The following is a 21,470-nucleotide window of genomic DNA, read 5'->3' on the forward strand; positions in this document are numbered from 1 at the left end:
AAAATTATGTGCTTTGATAAGTAATTTCAGTATAAAAGAACGTATAAAAAAGACAAATATGATAAAGTAATAACCATATGAATTATGGCTATATATGCCTACAGTCAATAAACATAGTTTAAAATTATCAATCAACAACTTTTATACTTATCTCAATTCGCCTCTTGATAAAAATCGATCGCTGAATTGAGTACCGGTTTCACAATCTCATGACGAATAACAAAATCACCAAATCCTTCTTCTTTATTGCGATGAATGGACCATGCGGCAATAAGTGGTTCGAGTGCTAATAAAATCTCCTCTACATTCACGTTTTCTTTATATAAGCGAGGAATTCGTGTGCCTTCTCGATTACCACCAAGATATAAATTGTAGCGACCAGGTGCTTTACCCACCATGCCCACTTCCGCCAACATGGCTCTAGCGCAACCGTTAGGGCAACCGGTTACACGCAAAATAATATAATCATCGGATAAGTGATGCTGAGTTAACATCTGTTCTATTTTAGTTACAAACGTCGGTAAAAACCGTTCTGCTTCAGCCATAGCTAGTGGGCAAGTTGGGAAAGACACACAGGCCATGGAATATTTACGTTGTAATGTGACAGTATCGTCAAGCAAACCATATTGACGTGCAATTTGTTCAATGGCTGCTTTTTGTTCCTCTGGCACGTTAGCTATAATTAAGTTTTGATTGGCGGTTATACGCAGATCACCTTGATGAATTTTGGCAATTTCTGCAACGCCGGTTTTTAATGGTTTATTGGGATAATCAAGTAACCGACCATTTTCAATAAATAGCGTTAAATGCCAGTTATCATCAATACCTTTATACCAACCAAATTGATCACCTCGTCGACTAAAGTTATAAGGTTTACTACTTAGAAATTTACTTCCGGCACGTAGTTCAACCTCTTTTTTGAAGTTTTCCACGCCAACACGTTCAAGCGTATATTTAGTTTTGGCATTTTTTCGATTATTGCGGTTACCCCAATCACGTTGGGTGGTCACAACGGCCTCAGCAAACGTCAGTACTTTTTCGACAGGAATAAAACCAAAATCGTCGGCTTTGCGTGGGTAAGTTGTTTTATCACCATGCGTCATTGCCAAACCACCACCAACTAATACATTAAAACCAATCAGTTCGCCTTTTTCTGCTATTGCTACAAAGCTAAGATCATTAGCATGAACATCCACATCATTAATCGGGGGGATGACAACGGCAGTTTTAAATTTACGCGGTAAATAAGTCGAACTTAAAATTGGCTCACTATCGGGTGTAGAAAGCTTTTCACCATCCAGCCATATTTCAACGTAAGCACGGGTTTTCGGTAAAAGGTGTTCTGAGATTTTGCTTGCCCAATGATAAGCTTGTTGATGAACTTTTGATTCCACAGGATTTGAAGTACATAAAACGTTACGATTCACATCACCGGCAGTGGCAATCGAATCTAGCCCTATCTTATGCAACAGCTGATGAGCAGACTTAAGGCTGCGTTTAAACAGTCCGTGAAATTGGAAAGTTTGTCGAGTCGTGAGTCGAATACTGCCATATTTTGTTGCTTCAGTAGCAAATTTATCGATAGTCAGCCACTGTTTTGGGGTGATGATACCACCGGGCAGGCGGCAACGTAACATCATGGAGATCAGTGGCTCCAGTTTTTGTTCTGTGCGTTCTTTACGAATATCGCGATCATCTTGCTGATACATGCCATGTAAGCGAATTAGCTGAGAATTATCGCTGTTAAAGCCACCCGTTAAACCGTTATTAAGATCATCAACGATAGTGCCTCGCAAATAATTACTTTCTCGCTTAAATCGTTCAGAATCCGATAAAGGCAGATCAGAGACATCATTTTGTGGCGGTGTTAAATTGACTGTTTGAGTCAGGGTAACTGTTTTAGATTTGCTCATATTACATCACTCGATAAATTAATATTAGTTGTTGTATCTGTTTATCATTAGTAAACATCTCGTTGATAGCGCTTTTGACTTCTTAATTCATCCAAATAACTTATAGCTTGTTCTTGACTATATTGTGCTTGAGTCATCAAAATTTGTTGAAGCGCTAAATCAACCGCTTTTGCCATACGTTTAGCATCCCCACAAACATAGATAAAGGCACCTTCTTGTAGCCATTGCCAAATATCACTGGCTTGAGCAACTAATTTATCTTGTACATAGATTTTCTCAGCTTGATCTCGTGACCAAGCAAGATCGATGCGAGTTAACAGACCATCTTTAACATAGCTCTGCCATTCCACTTGATAGAGAAAATCGGATATAAAATGTGGATTGCCAAAGAATAACCAATTCTTACCGGTAGCACCTTGACTCGCACGCTGTTGTAAGAACGCCCTAAAGGGGGCAATGCCCGTACCGGCAGCAATCATAATGATTGGTGCATGAGTATCATCAGGTAATCGAAAATTATCATTATGCTCAATAAAAATTTTGACTTGATCTTGATCAGCAATTTGATTTGCTAAGAATCCAGATGCGCCGCCCATACGGATCTTATCGTCGACCTGATAACGTACTACATTTACGGTAAGATGAACTTCTGAGCCAACTTCATCTTGCGCAGAAGCAATGGAATAGAAACGCGGAGTAAGAGGTCGAAGCAATTCAACAAAGGTCTGTACCTCTATCTTGCCACGATAGCGGTTAAGCATATCAACCAGTGGTAATGTTTGACTCATTTCCAATAAGGCTTCTCGATCGCCCATTAAGGTAAGAAGTTCGGGATGTTGAACGGCTTGAGCGTATTTTTCAATAATGATGGGCGTATTTTGAGTCAATTCAACATATTCAGTCAGAACCGTTTTTAAAGCGATCTGTTGTCCATGATATTCAACTGGCGTTTCGCCTGCAAGTTGGGTGATACTTAGTATCTCCTCCACAAGTTCATTACTATTTTGATACCAAACACCTACCGCATCACCAGGTTGATAATGAAGATCCGAATCGGACAGGTCAAGTTCAATATGACGAATATCTCGATCTGAATCGCGTGAGGTGATTTTTTGATTAACGTTAACGGTTGCAATAAATGGATTATCGCGGTGATAAAGGCTACTGTTAACGGCTATACTGGTTGAATTTTCTGTTGGCGATTGTGTGTTTGATAGTTGTAATTGACTAAGTTTATCAATCACTGCCTGTCGCCAAGAGGTACTTATGGTTTGAAAATCTGTATCAGCATCTACGCGTACTAGCAGGCGCTGAGCCTCTAATTCAGCGAATCGTTGATCAAAGTCTTTAGCGGCTTGACAAAATTTTGGATAAGAAGCGTCACCTAAGCCAAAAACCGCAAACTGTAAATGAGTTAATTTAGGCGCTTTAGCTGCAAACAGATATTTATAGAGTGACAGCGCTTCTTCCGGTGGCTCGCCCTCACCTTGGGTTGAGGTCACCAATATTAATATCTCTTCCTGACTGAGTTTTTTAGCTTTATATTCTCCTGCCGGCAGATGAGTCACCGCAATACCCAAACGTTCAATATCCTGACTTAACTCGTTAGCGACTCGGCGGGCATTACCGGTTTGTGATGCCGATATGATTGTGACTTTTTGCTCCGCTTGTGTCATATTGGAGGGGAGAGTGGTACTCGGTAAAACTTGTTCGACGGAACTTTTTTCCGCCCGTCCCCATAAATAACCCGATAACCAAGCTAGCTGCTTATCGTTGTAATTTTCAATAATTTTTTTTAATTCATCACAATTAAAAGGAAATTGTTGTGTACTCATACGATGACCTTATCTGATAGCGTTTAGCTATCGTTAAATTGCTATTGGCTCGTAACCTTAACGTGCTATGGTAAATCCAACCAACTTAGATTCACTTACCTTTTGCCAGTAAAGTCTAATGTTGTTTATTTATAAAAAATCAAAAAGTTATTTTATGTAAACCGCACTCTCTACCTTGTGGTCCTTTAGTTGGATCGACGTAGTCCATTTCGTTAGGTAAATTATGTTTTTCGATATAATTCTGCATATCTTGACTCGTCCAATCGAGTATTGGGGCGATCTTAAATAAATTGTCCCCTGCTTTTGTTACAATATTGAGTTCTTGCCTTAGCGCAGATTGTTCACGGCGTAGTGCAGTAAACCACAATGTGGGTTTAAGCGTAGACAAAGCACGGTTAAACGGCTCAATTTTAACAATTTGTGTAAACTCGGTGTGTTCCGGCGTATCGAGTTCAGGTAGCCCACCATATCGCACATTTAAATAAGCGGTCGTCCTTTGTGGGACAAAAATATGTAGATTAAGATTAAGTTGTTTAGTAATTTCATTGGCTACGCGATAAGTTGCATTGGTTGCATAACCGTTATCGACCCAAACAACCTTAATATTCGGATCGATTTGGGTAACAAGGTGCAAAAGTACTGCCTCATAAGGGCCAAAATGGGTACTGATAATACTTTTCACTGGAATATCTTGTTGTTTTTTCAGTGCCCATTCAATAATGGTTAACGGTGACTGATTTTGCAATTTTTGGTTAACTTTAGTTAAATCTAGCATGGCTTTTCCCTTTATTGATTTATGGATGATTAACTATTTAGCTGATTACTGATTTACCCATTGATATAACTCAGCAACGACTTCTGGCCGACTAAATGTTTCTGGTATCGGCTCTTTGGCTTGTAAACGCCGTCTGACCTCCGTGCCTGAAATAAGAACGCGATCAGCACTATCGTGGGGACAGGTTTTCGTTGATGCCATACCGTCACATTTGTGGCAATAAAATGTCCAGTCAATCTTAATTGGCTTAATGAGTAAATCGTTGTCTTGCAAATGGCTAAAGATCTCTTGCGCAGCAAACGGTGAGTAAAAATCCCCAACCCCAGCATGATCGCGGCCGACGATAAGATGACTACAACCATAATTTTGTCTAAAAAGAGCATGTAGTAACGCCTCTTTCGGCCCAGCATAGCGCATATCTAAAGGGTAACCGGAATGAATAACGGAATCTGGCACAAAGTAATTGTGAATTAAACTATTAATTGCTTTAAGACGAATGTTGGCCGGTACATCGCCGGGTTTTAAGTTACCAAATAATGAATGGATAAGCACACCATCAAAAAGTTCTAACACGGTTTTAACTAAATATTCGTGTGAACGATGCATTGGATTACGAGTTTGAAAGGCCGCTATTTTTTTCCAACATAATTGATTAAAGCGTTCCCGTGCCTGTTGTGGCGTTAAAGCATATTGACCAAACTGTGCTTTAAAGCCATTATCGTGCAAAACTCGGACTTTACCACCTAAATTAACCGGTGGTTGAGCCATCAGCATTGCAACACCAGGATGGCTTGGATCTGTCGTTGTAAACACCTGATTAGCTTCATATTGTTTATCTGGACGATAAATGCTATCCACATTCAAAATACCGATTATCTGCCCATCTGGTGTTTTTAAGGCGATTTCATCACCTAATTTTAGGGTATCAGCTTGAGCATCGGTCACCGATACAGTTATAGGAATTGGCCAAAAAACCCCGTTCGCTAAATGCATACTATCGCAAACGCTACGCCAGTCCTCTTCTCGCATAAAGCCATACAGAGGTGTAAAACCCCCGATGCCTAACATGACTAAATCTCCAGTTTCACGACTGGATAAGGTAATTGCTGGTAAATTTTTTGCATATTGTTGCAGGGCTAGACGTTCATCGTCATCAACCTGTAAAGGTTGTAAACTGTCACTAGCATGAGGCGCGATCAATCCCATAATGATTCCTTACCGATATTTTTATTAAATCTAATTAAAAGCGATTATCGATAAATAAGGAAATATCAATTTTATATACCATTATGCGATTTGTGCATATTCAAAATTGATTGAAGATGTTATCACTACAATAAGATAAAAGTTATCGGAAGCCCAAAGCTAAAGTGTTATAATTAATTCGCATACATCAAGTTGAACGTATTTAGTAAAATAGAAATATTATTAAATTTCTATATATAATTTTTAATCTCTTTTCAGATAACGAATTGTGATATTGATAGCTTTGTGCTAGTTTTATTATTCATTATTGGTCATACATTCCTCTACCCAAGGTTTACTTATGTCAAATTCATCTGCAAAAAAAGTGGCTTTTGCTGCTTTTATTGGTACTACTATTGAATGGTATGATTTTTATATCTATGCGTTAGCATCGGTATTGATTTTTGGTCAGCTATTTTTTCCATCTGATAACGAGTTTGTACAAATTTTAGGGGCGTTTGCTACCTTTGCAGTAGGTTTTTTATCCCGTCCTTTAGGTGCTATGTTATTTGGGCATATTGGTGACCGTTTAGGGCGTAAAAAATCACTTATTATCACTTTGCTTTTAATGGGGACGGCGACCACTTTTGTTGGGTTATTACCGTCTTATCAACAAGCAGGTATTTTGGCACCAACGTTATTGGTTGCATTGCGAATTTTACAAGGTGTTGCCGTTGGTGGTGAGTGGGGTGGTGCCGTGTTGATGACGAATGAACATGCGCCGAAAGGGTTGAAAAACTTCTTTTCATCCTTTGCTCAATGGGGAAGCCCAGCAGGCAATATTTTAGCATTACTGGTTTTTTCTTATATTATTCGTTTACCTGTTAATGAACTGATTGATAGTGGTTATTGGCGTATTCCTTTTTTAGCCAGTGCTATTTTGTTAATTATTGGCATTATTGCTAGAGTGACGTTAACCGAATCGCCGGTTTTTGTTGAAGCATCTAAAAAACAAGCGGACTTAAAGCAAGAGTCAGCACCGATTATTGAAGTATTTAAAAAAGCATTGCCATTATTAATATTAGCGATTGGTGCTAATGTGCTGTCATTTAGCGGTATCTTTTCCAATACCTTAATGATTGGTTATACTACTTTGGTACTTGGTGTCGAAAAATCAGTGATAGTTGATGCACTGTTTTGGATCGCTATTGTCCATTTTGTTGCTCAACCGTTTATCTCTTATTGGTCAGAAAAATTCTCGGCAACACGCTTTTTGATTTGTACAGCAATATTGGCAATGGCATCAGTATTTTTGTTATTCCCGATTATAAATTCAGGCACAAAAACCAGTTTTATTATTGGGATTTCGCTAAATGTGATTTGCTACAGCGGCTTTTATGGTGTAATAGCTGGGTATTTGAGCCGTATTTTCCCTGCCAGAATGCGCTATACTGGGTTATCAATGAGTTATCAAGGATGTGCGGCTATTTTTGGTAGCTTAATTCCAATGATAGGGGGTTATGTTATTTATACCTTCAAAAGTTTTTGGTTACCCTTAGCCTTGTTTTATTGCGGTTTAGCACTGATATCCATTATCTGCATCTACTTGTTAAGCAAATATCGTTATTATGATGAATAATAAGGTCTATATATGAAAACTGTTTTATCAATTCAGTCCAATGTTGTTTATGGTTATGCCGGTAATAAAGTGGCAACACTAGCGATGCAATTACAAGGTGTCGAAGTGATGCCAATACACACCGTTCAGTTATCGAGTAATACGGTTTATCCACATTATGACGGCATTGTGCTGGGCGCTCAGCAAATCACTCGAATCGTCAATAGTTTGGAAAAAATTGGCGTATTGTCATCCATTGACGCCATTATTTCGGGCTATATTGGGCTTGCCGAACAAGGTGAAGAGATCCTTGAGGCCGTAAAAAAGATAAAATTTTATAATCCTAATGCGATTTATGTTTGCGATCCGGTGATGGGGGGCGATATCAATAAAGGCAGTTCCTTGCCACAAAATATTATTGATTTCTTCACTAAGCAAGCAATCAAATACGCTGACTTTATTACACCTAATTTATTAGAATTACAGATATTATCGAATCTGGAAATCAAAACCTTTAACGATGTGCTTAACGCAATAAAAACACTGCAAAATAAGCCGATTCAAGCCATATTGGTTAAAAATCTGCTGCATGCCGGTAAAACGACTGAATTATTTGAAATGATTTTAGCCACACCATCACAAAGCTATCATCTGGCTCGACCATTATATGATTTTCCACACCGTCCATTAGGCGTTGGGGATTTAATCTGTAGTCTGTTTACTGCCCATTTAGTCAATGGACAATCCCAACTAACCGCCTTTGAACTCGCCGCCAATGCCGCCAATCACGTGCTTGATATCACCAAACAACAAAATGCCCGAGAGCTCGCGATTATTGATGCTCAACAATGGATTAAACAGCCGGATTTGCAGTATCGCGGAACACCGCTTGCATTATAAGGCAATTAAGATCGGTATTATTGTCATTGGTCATAATCATTTTAGCTGCAAAATTTAATTAGTTTATTCTTGGCATAGAAAATGCATTCCTCAAAATGTTACTGTTAACAATTGAGGAACGACTAAAATGTGGAAAAGACACCCAATATTATTAAGTTTATTGCTTATTAATCCTTTATCTGGTGCTGCTGATATACCGCTATCAGAGACAGGAAAGTACTGTGATACCCCTTCCCGTTGTCTTAACCCGATAACTACCAATGTCATGGTAACGTCCCCCAATTATTTAGCGACTCAAGCTGGAATTGATATATTACGTAAAGGAGGCAATGCGGTTGATGCAGCGATTGCCGTAGCCTCAACGCTTGCTGTTGTTTATCCTCAAATGAACACCATAGGTGGCGATAACTTTTGGTTAGTCTACAACGCTAAAACCAAAGAACTAAAAGGGCTAAATGCCAGCGGTCGTTCTGGTAGTTTAGCCACGATAGACTATTATAAAAATCAAGGTTTCCATAAAATTCCCTCACGAGGTTATCTGGCAGCCAATACCGTTCCAGGGGTGGTTTCCGGTTGGGATGAGGCGTACCAATATGCATCTAAAAATATGAAAAATGCACTACCGTGGCGCACGTTATTCGCATCAGCAATTGATTATGCCGAACATGGATTTTCGGTTTCACCTAGCTTAAATTATTGGACAACAATCAATATTGATCCAAAAGACAAAGAGTTTCGGGAGTTACAGCGTTTTTCGGAATTTAAAAAAGTATTCTTAAAAAACGATGGGCAAGCTTACCAAATCGGCGAAATCCTTAAACAACCCGATTTAGCTAACACATTAAAAACCATAGCAAATAAAGGCGCTAAGGAATTTTATCAGGGTGATATTGCCAAAAATATTGTCAACGATCTGCAAAGCCATGGTGGTGTGTTAACTTTAGATGATTTTGCTAAGCATCGTGCTACATGGGTAGCCCCGATCCATGTTAATTATCGAGAATATACGGCCTATAATCTACCACCCAATACACAAGGTATGGCATCGTTAGAGATTCTAAATATACTCAATAATTTTGATATAAAATCCTTGGGTGAAGGTAGCGTTGATTATTACCATTTAATTATTGAAGCAACAAAACAAGCATTTGCTGATCGAGATAAATACCTTACTGATCCCGATTTTAATCAGATTCCGCTTGCTCTCTTATTATCTACCCAACATGGTCAGCAACAAGCAAAACAGATTGATATGCAAAAGGCTCGTGTAGAAATAAAGCCATTAGATCCTAAAGGCGATACCGTTTGGTTTGGTGTTGTTGATGCAGAAGGAAATGCGGTATCTATTATTCAAAGTATTTACCATGATTTTGGTTCCGGCATTGTTGCTAAAGATACAGGAATTTTATTGCAAAATCGTGGTAGTTTTTTCTCGTTAGATCCTAACCATATTAATCGTTTAGAGCCAAATAAACGCACCTTTCATACGTTAAATCCAGCCATGCTTTTAAAAGACAATAAACCTTATCTGGTTTATGGCACCATGGGCGGAGAAGGACAACCACAAACGCAAGCGGCAATTGTGACACGAATTGTTGATTTTGATATGACACCTCAAGATGCCATTAATGCACCAAGGTGGTTACATGGCCGCACATGGGGTGCATCTTCCAATAATCTTAAAGTTGAAGGGCGCATACCTAACGATGTAACTCATTCCCTCAAATTACGTGGGCATGATGTGCAAGTTATAGATGATTACACCGATACCATGGGACATGCCGGTGCCATTCTTGTCGATGCAAATCATCATCTACTAATGGGCGCAACCGACCCGAGAGGGGATGGTTTAGCAGCTGGGTATTGATACTATTTGGGTAATGAATTGATAGCGGTTAAATAAAGTTGCTCAATGCAGAAAAATCCCTTTTGAACTATATATAATCTTGTTAAGGTTTCCACCGTTAAATGTTGGAAGCCTTAAACGAGATAACGGTATAGACTCCTCAATATTTTTTACAAATTTTAATAAGCAATAACTATTGGCTTGGTATTGTTTGCTATAAACAAGTTGTTGTGAGTTTTTTTGCTGATTTAGCCAATGCTTGCGCAAACAAAGTAATTTTTAAAACCGCATCAAGCCAATTCAATGCGGTTGTTGTATAAAAATTACACCTTAAACGTAATCCACGGCTTAAGTTTAACCACTGTTTGAATCAAACCGGCGTTTTGTTGTGCGTCAATCACCGGTGTGATCGGTTTGTAGGCTGTAGGAGCCTCTTCACGTAGGCGTTCTTCTTTTAAGGTAATACATTGCCATGGCAAATTAACCTTATCATATTCAACTTTTTTGCTACGCATAGCTTGTCGTCTTTCTGCTCGACCTGCACCGTGTGAGCAAGACCATAACCAATCAGCATTACCTTTTCCTACTGCCACATAAGAGTGATCACCCATTGAGCCAGGGATTAAAGCTATCTGACCAGCATAAGCAGGCGTCGCCCCTTTACGATGAATATTCATCTCATGTTCAGGCAAAATGATATTGTGCGAAATGTCGACCACGAGTTGACTATTATCTTGATGAAAAATAGTTGCAAGTGATTTACGTATCAATTCGGTAATCACAATTCGATTAATCCAAGCATAACGCGCAGCAACGCCCATAGCTTGTAAATAGGCTTGTGCGTGACTATCTGTTAAACCAAACAATCCTGATTTTGGTTGTTTTTCATTAATCGGCCATAAAGCTTTTGCTTTATCTTGCCAACGCTGACCAATGTAAAAACCGACATCACGCGATCCAGTGTGAATCATGACGACAACACTATTTTTTTCAAGACCTAATTGATAAGCTAAATGTCGATCGATAATATCATCAACAATTTGTAACTCGACAAAATGGTTGCCAGATCCGACTGTACCTAAACTCGCTGGGCGGATAATATTGCGTTTTTCAAAAAAGGCTTCAGGCGCATACTGACTATCTGCCTTAATTAAGTGATTACCCGATATTTTATTAAGCTCTGCGTGTAATCGTTCATAATTAACTGAATTCCACAAACCTTGCTGCGGTAACGCCGATAACCATGCTGCAAGGCCTTGATCGAATAATGCTTGAAAAGAGTGTGGAGTAACAGGTACATCACGCTCATCTTGCAATAACACACGTTTTAATTGTGCAATAATTGTCGATTTTTGTTCACACACCTGATCAAAGCTTAAACCCGTGGTAAAAAGCCGCATACCGCAATTAATATCGGTACCAATTGCTGCCGGAATAACTAAATCCTGTGTAGTTGCAACAATACTACCAACAGGCGCAACCGCACCCGGATGAAAATCAGGTGTAGCACGAGCCATGCAAACTTTCCCTACACTATTAGGGACGTTCACTGATGCAAAGTTCAGAAGCTGCTCTACTGCTTTTTGCTCTAAAGGCAATGGACTCGGTAACAAAATCTGAGCAGAAGTATTTTCTTTATTTAAAGTATAAATATCATTATTAAAATGACTTTCAATCCCAAGACGGGACAAACGTTTTTGTAAACGGGAAAATGTAGACATAATAGCCACCTAGAAAACAATAAAAAAGCGTCTCCTCAAATTGAGAAGATAATTACTGTTTTCCTGCAGCAGCACTATTCAGGAAAGCGGATGAATTCTATACGCTGATTATTTATTTGTAAAGGACAAAATTGATATAGTAAGTCTGATAAATTTATTTTTATGACTCGCTCATTTGCTTTAAAATAGCAAACTCACCGATAAATTGATGAAGTTTATTTAAATCTTAAAAGGTGTTACTGATGGTCAACCTTGGCAGATTGATATGCAAAAAACAGCAGATCATTTTGGGTGATGATTTGTATTTTTCAATCCAAATATTGGTAAGGTTTTCCTATGCTTCTGAAACTTGGCTTTGGGCTTGGACAAGTGTAAACACACTATTTGCTTGCTAAAGATTAGCACGTGACTTTTAATGACGGATCGAAGCTAATTGCAGTAAAAGAAAAACATCAAATCACTGCTGAATTTGATCATTTATCGCAATGGGTTAAACTCAATGGCTAGAGGGTTTACTCGGGCTAATTCAAAGTAAAATAGACAAATACGGTGATTAAATGGACAAAAAAGCAAAAAAGATTTTGTTTCAAACCTATTGGAAAAATGGCTGGAAAGACAGAAAGGAGATAAAAACAGAGCCGAACGACTTCGCGTATGCGAAAGAAAAAGGATTAATGTTTGATCCCATTACCATATCACACGATGATTGTGTCAATAAAATCATAAACATCGTCTCCACAATCACACTTGAACACGTTGCCAAAGCATTTTTGAGCAGCTTATCAACGCGGCGACTTGATTGGCGCTCAGGTATTGCATCATACTTTATCGCCAAATTAATGACAGCACATCAATATACGCCAGTCGTGTCTGGTCAATCTTATCAAGATGGCCAAATGAGTCATTCATCCCATACGTGTCAGGTCTGCCGAGATCTCAAATATGGCATGATAGGTAATGAAAACTACGTCAAAGCAGATTTAAATATCTTAAACTTTGAACGAATAAAGTGGGGAGGAGTGCGTCATGGTGATTTACTTTATACCTACTTTGATCTCATGCAATTCACTAAACAGGCAATCTCTGAACCGACCAAAGATGATATAGCTATTTTAAAAGGGATATTAGCCATTATTGCATCCTGTCAGCAAGATGATTACCCGGGTTCACTGAGTGATAAACTGACGGATGTACCTAACTTTAAATCCAATCAGGATGAACGTAACACCGTTATTGAGATTTTGGCTTGTGTGGGGATTTTACAACCCGCTTCTTATGAGCGCCCAACAAGGGGAAAACACGATTGGGTATATGCCACTTATTGGCGTGGTCAGGATAAATACAATCAACAAATGGTGAAGCAATTATTTGGGCTTTAATGCGTGATCTCTAATTTGCTCTAGGGGCTGTTAATCTTATCCCAACTCAGCCCACCAAATATTTTTTAGCCTGTCGGCATCATTACTCTTCTGTTTTTTCGTTCTCGAAACAACAAAAAGATATATTTAACAATAATTTACCAAATGAGATGGTTTTTTCATATTGTGTAGTGAGTGATAAGCCCAACAGCGACGAGAAACAGATTTACCATTGAAGACCAAATCAAAGCAACGGCACATGTTGAATGTCGAAAAGATGCTAATGTGATTGATGAAATCCCAAAAGTAGTATATGAAACCAAGATTGATAACTATTTCTTTATTCGTAAAATTTTTTGTATATAATTTAGATAATCTTTATAACTTATCTTTTTTTTTAAAAGAAAATAAAGGAAATATATGAAACCAATTGGAATGAGAGTAGGTGGTAATATAATTAGTGAACTTTCAGATAAAATACCTACCTATATAGTTGCTTTAAATGAACTTATTAAAAATGCCTATGACGCCTTTGCAACAGAAGTTATTATCACCCTTGATACAATTAATAAAAAATTGGTTATTAAAGACAATGGCTTAGGAATGGATGATAAAAGTATTAAGAAGCTTTTCCATATTTCCATTAGTGAAAAAAAGTTTGGAAAACTTATCAGTAATAAGGAAAGCAAATTAAAAAGATATACACAGGGTTCCAAAGGATTAGGCTTTTTATCTGTTTTTAAATTTGGCGATAATGTTACATGGGTAACAAATAAAAATGGAAAAAAGATAACATTTTCAGTCAATAAAGATGAATTAATTTCACTAAAAAATATTGCTTCCTATCGTGTAAAAACAAAAGAAGAAACATCTACCGAAAAAGGTACGACTATTATAATTGATATCTGTCAAGACGATAATGATGATTTAGAGAAATATTTTTCACATGACAAAAATATTAAAAAATTAGTTAATGCCTTTTATGATGATCAATTTAAAATAGTTTTAAAGACAAATCATGGTCAATATGAAAATGAAAGGCATGCTAATTTTGTAGATATAGATAAAGAAGATCAGCTTTTTTATATTACATATTCATCCAAAAAAGCAAAAATTGAGTTTTTTTATAAAGGTGGAAAATATAATGAAATAAAGTATGACATTAATACTAATGAATACATATTAGATATAGAGTTAATTGCATATTCTTTTAAGTCAGGCGGTACGAAAAAAGTTTCACAATTATATTATCGAGAACATGATGATGCACTAATTCCATTAATTTATGTCAATAATAATTTATTTCATAATTATACTTTATTCGACCCAAGTATATTCAGAAAAAAGAGATCTGGGAATGTATTACCACAACTAATTGGCCATATTAAAATTATTAGTTCTCATCCTTTAATGGAGTTTAATTCTGATAGAACTAATTTTGTACAAAACAAATTGACATCTAGCATCAAGGAAAAGTTAAATGAATTAAACCAAAAGATTCAGGAGTATGGCTCTTTTTATAGGCATGAAATTAAAGAAAAATTTGGAAATATCGAAACAGGGGCTGCATATCCTTATGATATAAACAAATCTACATCAACAAGTGGTAAAGAAAGTAGTCTTTTACCTCAACCTGCTCAAATAACTTTACGACAAAAACTAAAAAGAATAACTATCCCTTCACGACAAATAAATCTTTTAAAAGAAATTACTTTTGCTTGTAATAGTAGCGGGGAGCAGATAGATCTTGTTCAAGATATACAAATAGAAATCGATGGAAAAAAAGCAACTAAGTTTATTTTACAAAGTCAGGATTTACCATGTGAAAAAACAATTAAATATATTTACAATGATTCAATAACTGGAAAGGTAGTTGAAAACTTAAAACTAATATTTGAATTACCGGAAGCTAAGATCACAGCTAACAGTGAAAAAAGTTTATTTAATCTTCCTTTAACTAAAGACTATTCAATCAAGATTCCATATGTTTCGAAATTAATAGTTCAACTTGAAAAAATTTATAAACAAAAAGGAGAATATAATGAAACCATTGCTTGCGCATTGAGAAGTATCTTTGAGTTATGTAGTGATTATTTAAAAAATAAAGATCCTAATATTTTCCCAATTTCCTTAACTATAAATGAATTAGAATCTAGAGTTAAATATATTATTGAATTCATAGCATTAAATAATAAACTGAAGACTGAATTGAGTAAAGCTATAGCTATAGATTATAAGTCTTTCAATAAGTTATTAGATAAAGAAGAATTTTTAAATATGGTGAAAAAAGCTCATTTAGGAGCGCATAAATCAATGCTTTATTTAACTGATTCAGAAATAAATGATATAGCAAAAAAAGCAGTGTTATTTGCTGTTCTTTCTGATGCCTTGTTATATAATGTTTCTGATAATATTATTTCTGAATGTAAAAAACCAGAGCCACTAAACAGTAAAGGGAAATAAAATGTTAGGTGATATATCATTCCGTAATTACAAAAAAAATGATATACATGGTTTAGCACTTTATCCTGCAACTATGATAGCACCAGTTCAAAATCTTATTCTTCAAGAACTTTTAAAATCGGAAAATATTGAATCTGTTTTTGACCCTTTTTTTGGCTCTGGTACAGCACTTTATGAAGCATTGGAATTATGTCCTAATATTAAACTAGTTGGTTGTGATATCAATCCTCTAGCCTATTTAATAACAAAAGTGAAATTACAAGGAATAACAAAAAGTATAAAAACTGATATAGAAAAATTAAAAAATTATTTAGATAGTGTTGAAATAGATGATTTTTCATTTCCCAATATGAATAAATGGTTTCGTTCGGATATTATTATCAGTCTAAAAAAAATTCGCCAATCTATTATTTTGATAAAAAGTAAAAAGAATAGACTCTATTTTTGGTCAATTTTAAGTACATTTATTCGAAAATATAGTAATTCACGTAGTTCAACATATAAACTACACGTTAAAAATATTGAATGTATTCAACGTATGAAGAATAATTTAATAGATGATTTTATTACTAGCGTTGAACAAAATATTTCAAAATTCACTATTTCATCTTCTAATTTAAATTTATATAAAAACGATTCTTTAAAACAATTGGCTAAATTCAAAAAAAATTCAATAGATTTATCTATATCTTCGCCACCCTATGGGGATAATGCAACAACAGTACCTTATGGACAGTTTTCATCACTAGCACTCCATTGGATTGATAAAAAAGATTTGGCTTTTGATGGTTGGGAATTAGATAATTATTCGGCAATAGATCGAAAGAGTTTAGGTGGATTTTATAAAGGTCCGATTAAAAATGAAATTGGAAAATCACTTTTACAACCATATTTAGACAATATATCATTTTCAAAACAAAAAAAAGTAATTAGCTTTTTTAAAGATTATTTCTTATTTCTTGATGAACTATGCAGAGTTACCAAAAAATATATTGTGTTGACTTTGGGAAATCGTACTGTTGATGGAGTTAATATCAACCTAACATCAATCACCCAAGAATACTTAGAACATAAAAATTTTAGAAATATCTATGAATGCAACCGAGAGATTCCTAATAAACGAATACCAAAATTAACATCGAAAGTAAACAACAATCCTGTTTTTTCAATGAGTAAAGAGTTTGTTATTATTCATAGAAAAACTACCTAAGAGGGTTATTTTTTCACAACCCTCTCCACCCCCTTCACCGTTATCCTCAAAATCTTAGCAATATCTTCAACCGAAACACCTTTTTCTAACAATGCATTAATCAATATTTTCTTTTCAGTCTCAGCTTTTACTTTTATTTCTTTTGCTTTTTGTTGAGCTGTTTTTGTCTTATCCTTTTCAACCGCCAACTTCTCTTTAGCGATCTTTTTTTCTTCCTTACGGATCATATCAATCACTTGATAAGTCGGTACGTATTTTAGGCTTTGTTCTAGCTCGTCCATAAGTTTAGTACTGCGAAAGCTAATATAGGATTTTGGGGTGATGATTAGGTGGTCGATTAGGTCGATATTTAGAATACGGCCAACTTGAATGAGGCGATCGGTGATATCTTTATCGGCATCCGACGGCGTCAGCGATCCTGACGGATGGTTGTGAACTAATATCACGCGTGAGGCGTTTTTCATCACCGCAACACGAAATACATTCATCGGTTCAACGTCGACCGATTTATAACTGCCAAGCGCAATCAGTTCGATGTACAGAATATAACCAGCTTGATTCATGCCAATCATCCAAAGATGTTCTTTTTCTTGGTCGATTTGGTTATCACGCAATAACACACGTTGCATAATGCTGTACACATCATCTGTGCCTTCAATATAGCGTTTGTCATGCTTAGTCAGTTTAATATCCATCGTATCACCTTGTAAAATCAGTTAAAAAATAATATAGCATATTCTGTTTAGGCTGGGCAGTCGTTAATTAAACAATTCCAACTGTTTACTTTTTAGGTTATAGTGTTTGTGAAAATTATTGAGGAGTCTATACCGTTATAAGGAGCGTAATGATGTATCATGCAATTTTACCGAGTAAGCAACAGCCTGCTGCTGAGCGATTTTTGCAACAGTTGCCCAAGTTAGTTGCAGCAAGTCCTTTATGCCTGCGCCTTAAACCGACATCATTGCTGATTGATATTGCTCCGTACACCTTAACGGCTCAGCCCCACAGTTTTATTGCAGTCCGGTTCAACCTATCACCACGTGCAGCTGGTAGACGGGATAATGTTATACGGCAATTGCTGGAACAGCATGAGCCTGACCTTTATCAAGCGGTATTAGACCTTGAGAAAACCACCCCTAACCAGGTCAGTCAGCAAGCGCAAGCATTTAAATTATGGCTTAAAGATTTGCTCAGTAAAACCGTCATGCCTTGCGATTATTGCCAATCACCTCTGACGGTTCGTATTGGTCACCGCCTTAATTTTCGTTGCCGAAGCTGTCGACGCACGTTTAATCCACTCAAAAAATATCAATTAGATCATTTATCTCATTGCGAACTGTGGTTACCTTTTGTTGACTTATTGCTACAAGGTGAAACCCTTAAAACCGCTAATCAGCAATTAGGGATTAACTCCAATACCGCCTCTAAATGGAAGTCCTGTTTTCTGTGGATAATGGAAAAGCAAGGGTTTTCCATATTGGCGAATTATTGCCGAGTAAAGCGACGCCAACGTTATCGGCAAATTTGGTTAGATGTTAAAGCCGGAGCAACATTTTTACCCACCGTTGGCTCTCGTTTTAGGCATAAATCACATTTTTGATTCATATCTTTGTAAAAAAGATTGAGGAGTCTATACCGTTTCAATCAGCACGTTAAATGATTTCTCTTTAAAATCGCGATTATAGAATTTTGACTGCTGTTTTTGCTTTCTACATTCTATAGTCGATATATTAACCAAAATTCATTCAAATAAATCAGCTATATCAATTTAAAATCAAGTTAGCTACTTTATTCAAGACAAAGCCAATTATCTATCTAATACTACTGTTTTCTACCCTTAATGATGTTGTAGTAAGACGGACAAAAGTATGGATAAAGAGATAGATTCGCCACCGCACCCAATTAAACGTAAAAAGAAGCTGATTATATTAACGCTATTATTTCTTTTTTTTGCTTTGGCTTATGGCGTTTATTGGTTTATGTTTAGTCGATTTAATCAATCAACTGATAATGCCTATGTTATGGGTAATCAGGTCCCGGTTGATGCGCAAGTAAATGGTGGAATATTGACGATTAATGTCGATAATAACGATTTTATTCAACAAAATGATGTGATAGCAACGATTGATGCAGTTGATGCAGAAAATGAATTTGGTTATGCCAAAAATGCGTTAATCAAAGCGATTAGAGAGTTGCATCAAATTCAGATCACAAATGAAAAACTTTCAGCCAGCATTCAGTTAAAACAAGTCACCTTAGACAAACTTAAGCAAGATCTTGAACGCCGGGAGAATCTTTGGTCACGAAAGGTTATTTCAAAAGAAGAGATTATTCATGCAAGGCAAGATGTCGATTTTGCTATTAATGATTTAAAGATATCTCAGCATGAATTAGCCATTAATAATGCGCTACTAATGAAAACGCCATTATTAGAACAACCAAGTATTCAGCAAGCAATTTTTAAATTAAAACAAGCTTGGCTTAACTTAAAGCGAACCAAAATCACCGCACCTGTAACTGGGTATGTCGCGAGGCGAAGTGTCCAAGTTGGTACACAAGTGACTAAAGGTGAGCGTTTAATGGTTATTGTTCCATTAGATCAAGTATGGGTAGAAGCAAATTTTAAAGAGGTACAGTTAAACGATATTCGTATCGGTCAGTCAGTTACCTTAGAAAGTGATTACTATGGTGAAAAAGTTGAGTATAAAGGAAAGATAAGTGGTATTGCGATGGGCACCGGTGGCGCTTTTTCTTTGCTACCTGCACAAAATGCGACAGGAAATTGGATCAAAGTGATTCAACGTTTACCGGTACGGATTGAATTAGACAAAGCGCAACTTAAACAATTTCCATTACGTATAGGCTTATCAATGAATGTTAATGTGGATACGCATGATACGTCAGGTAAGCTTTTAACCGATATTCCAGCGAAGACGATAAAATATCAAACGGATTCACTTTCTTTTGATGAAACTGAATTTGAGCAGCTCGTTGAGGATATTGTAAAAACCAATTTCTACGCTACGCAGATTGTTCAATGAATCAAAGTAAAGCGTCCTCATTGCCTTTAACTGGCATCAGATTTATCTTACTAATTATTTTATTAGCGGTAATCGCGTTTTTACAGATTTTGGATTTAACAATTACTAATGTGGCGTTATCAACCATTACGGGTAATCTTGGTGCTTCAAATTCGCAAGGAACGTGGGTTATCACCTCTTTTGCCGTTGCTAATGCTATTTCGATCCCCTTAACGGGATGGTTAGCTCAGCGCTTTGGTGAAGTGAAATTATTTACTTATTCTATCTTATTTTTCGTAGTCACTTCTTGGCTTTGTGGTATTTCAAATAGTTTAGCCATGCTGATTTTTTCAAGATTATTGCAAGGTATGGTTTCTGGACCAATCATCCCTCTATCGCAAAGCTTGCTATTAGCGTATTGCCCGCCGGCCAAAAAAAATATGTCATTAGCCATATGGTCAATGACAATTATTATTGCGCCAATCTGTGGTCCAATTCTAGGTGGTTGGATTAGTGATAATTATTTTTGGGGATGGATCTTTTTAATCAATATTCCTTTCGGGATCATCATTTGGTTTGGTGTTCACCTTTTATTAAAAGATCGTGAAACGGCTACCAGCAAACTACCCATTGATAGGATTGGATTAGTTTTATTTATAGCTGGCGTGGGGTGTTTACAACTGGTATTAGATAGAGGAAAAGAGCTTGATTGGTTTAATTCTAATCAGATTATTATTCTTTCTGTATTAGCTGTTGTTTTTATTAGTTATTTTATTATTTGGGAACAAACAACAGATTATCCAATTATTGATTTATCCGTTTTTAAATCCCGAAATTTTACCATTGGCACAATTTGTATCAGTTTGGCATTTTTACTCCATATTGGCACGCTGGTTATTCAACCACAATTATTACAACGTGTGTTTGGTTATACTGCAACTTACGCCGGTTTAGTGTTGGCGCCAATTGGTTTGGTTCCTATTTTTCTTGCGCCAATAATTGGCCGATTTGCTTCAAATGTTGATATGCGAAAAGTGGTGACGTTTAGCTTTATTGTGTTTGCACTCTGTTTTTTTTGGCGAGCATATACATTTGAATCAAACATGACTTTTGCTGATGCAGCATGGCCGCAGTTTTATCAAGGTTTTGCGATAGCGTGTTTTATTATGCCATTAAATATTATTATTTTATCTGATATTCCTATTCATAAATTAGCAATTGCCGGCAGTATTTTTAACTTTTTTAGAACGTTGTCGACATCAGTTGGTACCTCGTTAACCGCTACTTTATGGGAGCGTCGTGAAGTGATTCATCACAGTCAATTGACTGATATAATTTATCAAAATTCCCAAGCATTAAATTACACTTATCAACAGTTCAATCAACTAGATTTATCTAACATGCAAGTGTCAGCTATGCTGGCACAACAGATTACCAATCAAGGATTATTAATTGGCATTAATGAAATATTTTGGCTATATGGTATGATATTTTTAGGTTTAATTGGTATAGTATGGTTAGCAAAATCTTCAGTGAAGGTTAATTGATACTTGGCTAATCAAGTCAATGTGATTTTTATTTTGTGGCAGGAGTTAAGTATCAATCATTGGTATAGTATTCAGATAT

16 protein-coding genes are annotated in these 21,470 nt (G+C 36.4%); 10 read left to right on the top strand and 6 right to left on the bottom strand.

The window, feature by feature from the left end:
• Positions 1-152 precede the first annotated feature (152 nt).
• From cysI to sat, 4 genes are all read right to left on the bottom strand, one after another.
• Entirely contained in the window at positions 153-1,913 is a 1,761-nt protein-coding gene (gene cysI / locus J3U16_RS00975; protein ID WP_220218385.1) for an assimilatory sulfite reductase (NADPH) hemoprotein subunit, read from the bottom strand.
• Between the two features lie 47 nt (positions 1,914-1,960).
• Entirely contained in the window at positions 1,961-3,748 is a 1,788-nt protein-coding gene (locus J3U16_RS00980) for an assimilatory sulfite reductase (NADPH) flavoprotein subunit (RefSeq protein ID WP_267342362.1), read from the bottom strand.
• Positions 3,749-3,887: 139 nt separating this feature from the next.
• On the bottom strand, positions 3,888-4,523 hold the full coding sequence (locus tag J3U16_RS00985) for a phosphoadenosine phosphosulfate reductase family protein (RefSeq protein ID WP_065562758.1): 636 nt from the start codon (positions 4,521-4,523) through the stop codon (positions 3,888-3,890).
• Positions 4,524-4,568: 45 nt separating this feature from the next.
• The gene (gene sat, locus J3U16_RS00990; RefSeq protein WP_267342364.1) at positions 4,569-5,729 is read right to left on the bottom strand and encodes a sulfate adenylyltransferase; all 1,161 of its coding nucleotides are present in this window, start codon (positions 5,727-5,729) and stop codon (positions 4,569-4,571) included.
• Positions 5,730-6,069: 340 nt separating this feature from the next.
• On the opposite strand from sat, the gene J3U16_RS00995 reads away from it, so the two are divergent.
• The 3 genes from J3U16_RS00995 (at position 6,070) to ggt (ending at position 10,093) form a co-directional block, all read left to right on the top strand.
• Entirely contained in the window at positions 6,070-7,347 is a 1,278-nt protein-coding gene (locus J3U16_RS00995; RefSeq protein WP_267330820.1) for an MFS transporter, read from the top strand.
• 12 nt (positions 7,348-7,359) lie between these two features.
• Positions 7,360-8,226: a pyridoxal kinase PdxY gene (gene pdxY / locus J3U16_RS01000; RefSeq protein ID WP_267342366.1), complete on the top strand. Its 867-nt coding sequence runs from the start codon at positions 7,360-7,362 to the stop codon at positions 8,224-8,226.
• Positions 8,227-8,353: 127 nt separating this feature from the next.
• Entirely contained in the window at positions 8,354-10,093 is a 1,740-nt protein-coding gene (gene ggt, locus J3U16_RS01005; protein ID WP_267342367.1) for a gamma-glutamyltransferase, read from the top strand.
• Positions 10,094-10,395: 302 nt separating this feature from the next.
• On the opposite strand, the gene J3U16_RS01010 is transcribed toward ggt, so the two are convergent.
• Positions 10,396-11,793 carry an RtcB family protein gene (locus J3U16_RS01010; protein ID WP_267342368.1) on the bottom strand — a complete coding sequence of 466 codons (1,398 nt, stop codon included), beginning with the start codon at positions 11,791-11,793 and terminating at the stop codon, positions 10,396-10,398.
• A 557-nt stretch (positions 11,794-12,350) separates the two neighbouring features.
• Here J3U16_RS01010 and J3U16_RS01015 point away from each other — a divergent pair.
• From J3U16_RS01015 to J3U16_RS01030, 4 genes are all read left to right on the top strand, one after another.
• Positions 12,351-13,172 (top strand): hypothetical protein, encoded by an 822-nt coding sequence (locus J3U16_RS01015; protein ID WP_267342369.1) that lies wholly within the window; start codon positions 12,351-12,353, stop codon positions 13,170-13,172.
• Positions 13,173-13,346: 174 nt separating this feature from the next.
• The gene (locus tag J3U16_RS01020; RefSeq protein ID WP_267342409.1) at positions 13,347-13,517 is read left to right on the top strand and encodes a hypothetical protein; all 171 of its coding nucleotides are present in this window, start codon (positions 13,347-13,349) and stop codon (positions 13,515-13,517) included.
• 54 nt (positions 13,518-13,571) lie between these two features.
• Positions 13,572-15,614: an ATP-binding protein gene (locus J3U16_RS01025; protein ID WP_267342370.1), complete on the top strand. Its 2,043-nt coding sequence runs from the start codon at positions 13,572-13,574 to the stop codon at positions 15,612-15,614.
• A gap of 1 nt (position 15,615) precedes the next feature.
• Positions 15,616-16,824 carry a hypothetical protein gene (locus J3U16_RS01030; protein ID WP_267342371.1) on the top strand — a complete coding sequence of 403 codons (1,209 nt, stop codon included), beginning with the start codon at positions 15,616-15,618 and terminating at the stop codon, positions 16,822-16,824.
• Between the two features lie 5 nt (positions 16,825-16,829).
• Here the strand turns inward: J3U16_RS01030 and J3U16_RS01035 are convergent, their stop codons facing one another.
• Positions 16,830-17,519 (bottom strand): JAB domain-containing protein, encoded by a 690-nt coding sequence (locus J3U16_RS01035; RefSeq protein ID WP_267342372.1) that lies wholly within the window; start codon positions 17,517-17,519, stop codon positions 16,830-16,832.
• 149 nt (positions 17,520-17,668) lie between these two features.
• On the opposite strand from J3U16_RS01035, the gene J3U16_RS01040 reads away from it, so the two are divergent.
• The 3 genes from J3U16_RS01040 to J3U16_RS01050 all read left to right on the top strand — a co-directional run bounded on the left by J3U16_RS01040 (position 17,669) and on the right by J3U16_RS01050 (position 21,391).
• A complete protein-coding gene (locus tag J3U16_RS01040; RefSeq protein WP_267342374.1) occupies positions 17,669-18,424 on the top strand; it encodes a hypothetical protein in 756 nt (251 codons plus the stop codon).
• A 268-nt stretch (positions 18,425-18,692) separates the two neighbouring features.
• Positions 18,693-19,865: an HlyD family efflux transporter periplasmic adaptor subunit gene (locus J3U16_RS01045; protein ID WP_267342375.1), complete on the top strand. Its 1,173-nt coding sequence runs from the start codon at positions 18,693-18,695 to the stop codon at positions 19,863-19,865.
• A complete protein-coding gene (locus tag J3U16_RS01050) occupies positions 19,862-21,391 on the top strand; it encodes a DHA2 family efflux MFS transporter permease subunit (RefSeq protein ID WP_267334056.1) in 1,530 nt (509 codons plus the stop codon). Before J3U16_RS01045 ends, J3U16_RS01050 begins: the two co-directional genes overlap by 4 nt.
• Positions 21,392-21,470: the final 79 nt, after the last annotated feature.

The organism is Gilliamella sp. B3023, from assembly GCF_026536845.1.
GTDB classification, from domain to species: Bacteria; Pseudomonadota; Gammaproteobacteria; order Enterobacterales; family Orbaceae; genus Gilliamella; species Gilliamella apicola_E.

Bases quoted from the DNA above. Each gene is read 5' to 3' on its own strand.
- sat (WP_267342364.1), bottom strand. From the start codon at position 5,729: ATGGGATTGATCGCGCCTCATGCTAGTGACAGTTTACAACCTTTACAG.
- J3U16_RS01040 (WP_267342374.1), top strand. From the start codon at position 17,669: ATGATGTATCATGCAATTTTACCGAGTAAGCAACAGCCTGCTGCTGAG.
- J3U16_RS00985 (WP_065562758.1), bottom strand. From the start codon at position 4,523: ATGCTAGATTTAACTAAAGTTAACCAAAAATTGCAAAATCAGTCACCG.
- J3U16_RS00995 (WP_267330820.1), top strand. From the start codon at position 6,070: ATGTCAAATTCATCTGCAAAAAAAGTGGCTTTTGCTGCTTTTATTGGT.
- J3U16_RS01035 (WP_267342372.1), bottom strand. From the start codon at position 17,519: ATGGATATTAAACTGACTAAGCATGACAAACGCTATATTGAAGGCACA.
- J3U16_RS01045 (WP_267342375.1), top strand. From the start codon at position 18,693: ATGGATAAAGAGATAGATTCGCCACCGCACCCAATTAAACGTAAAAAG.
- J3U16_RS01050 (WP_267334056.1), top strand. From the start codon at position 19,862: ATGAATCAAAGTAAAGCGTCCTCATTGCCTTTAACTGGCATCAGATTT.
- J3U16_RS01010 (WP_267342368.1), bottom strand. From the start codon at position 11,793: ATGTCTACATTTTCCCGTTTACAAAAACGTTTGTCCCGTCTTGGGATT.
- J3U16_RS00980 (WP_267342362.1), bottom strand. From the start codon at position 3,748: ATGAGTACACAACAATTTCCTTTTAATTGTGATGAATTAAAAAAAATT.
- J3U16_RS01025 (WP_267342370.1), top strand. From the start codon at position 13,572: ATGAAACCAATTGGAATGAGAGTAGGTGGTAATATAATTAGTGAACTT.
- ggt (WP_267342367.1), top strand. From the start codon at position 8,354: ATGTGGAAAAGACACCCAATATTATTAAGTTTATTGCTTATTAATCCT.
- J3U16_RS01015 (WP_267342369.1), top strand. From the start codon at position 12,351: ATGGACAAAAAAGCAAAAAAGATTTTGTTTCAAACCTATTGGAAAAAT.
- cysI (WP_220218385.1), bottom strand. From the start codon at position 1,913: ATGAGCAAATCTAAAACAGTTACCCTGACTCAAACAGTCAATTTAACA.
- J3U16_RS01030 (WP_267342371.1), top strand. From the start codon at position 15,616: ATGTTAGGTGATATATCATTCCGTAATTACAAAAAAAATGATATACAT.
- pdxY (WP_267342366.1), top strand. From the start codon at position 7,360: ATGAAAACTGTTTTATCAATTCAGTCCAATGTTGTTTATGGTTATGCC.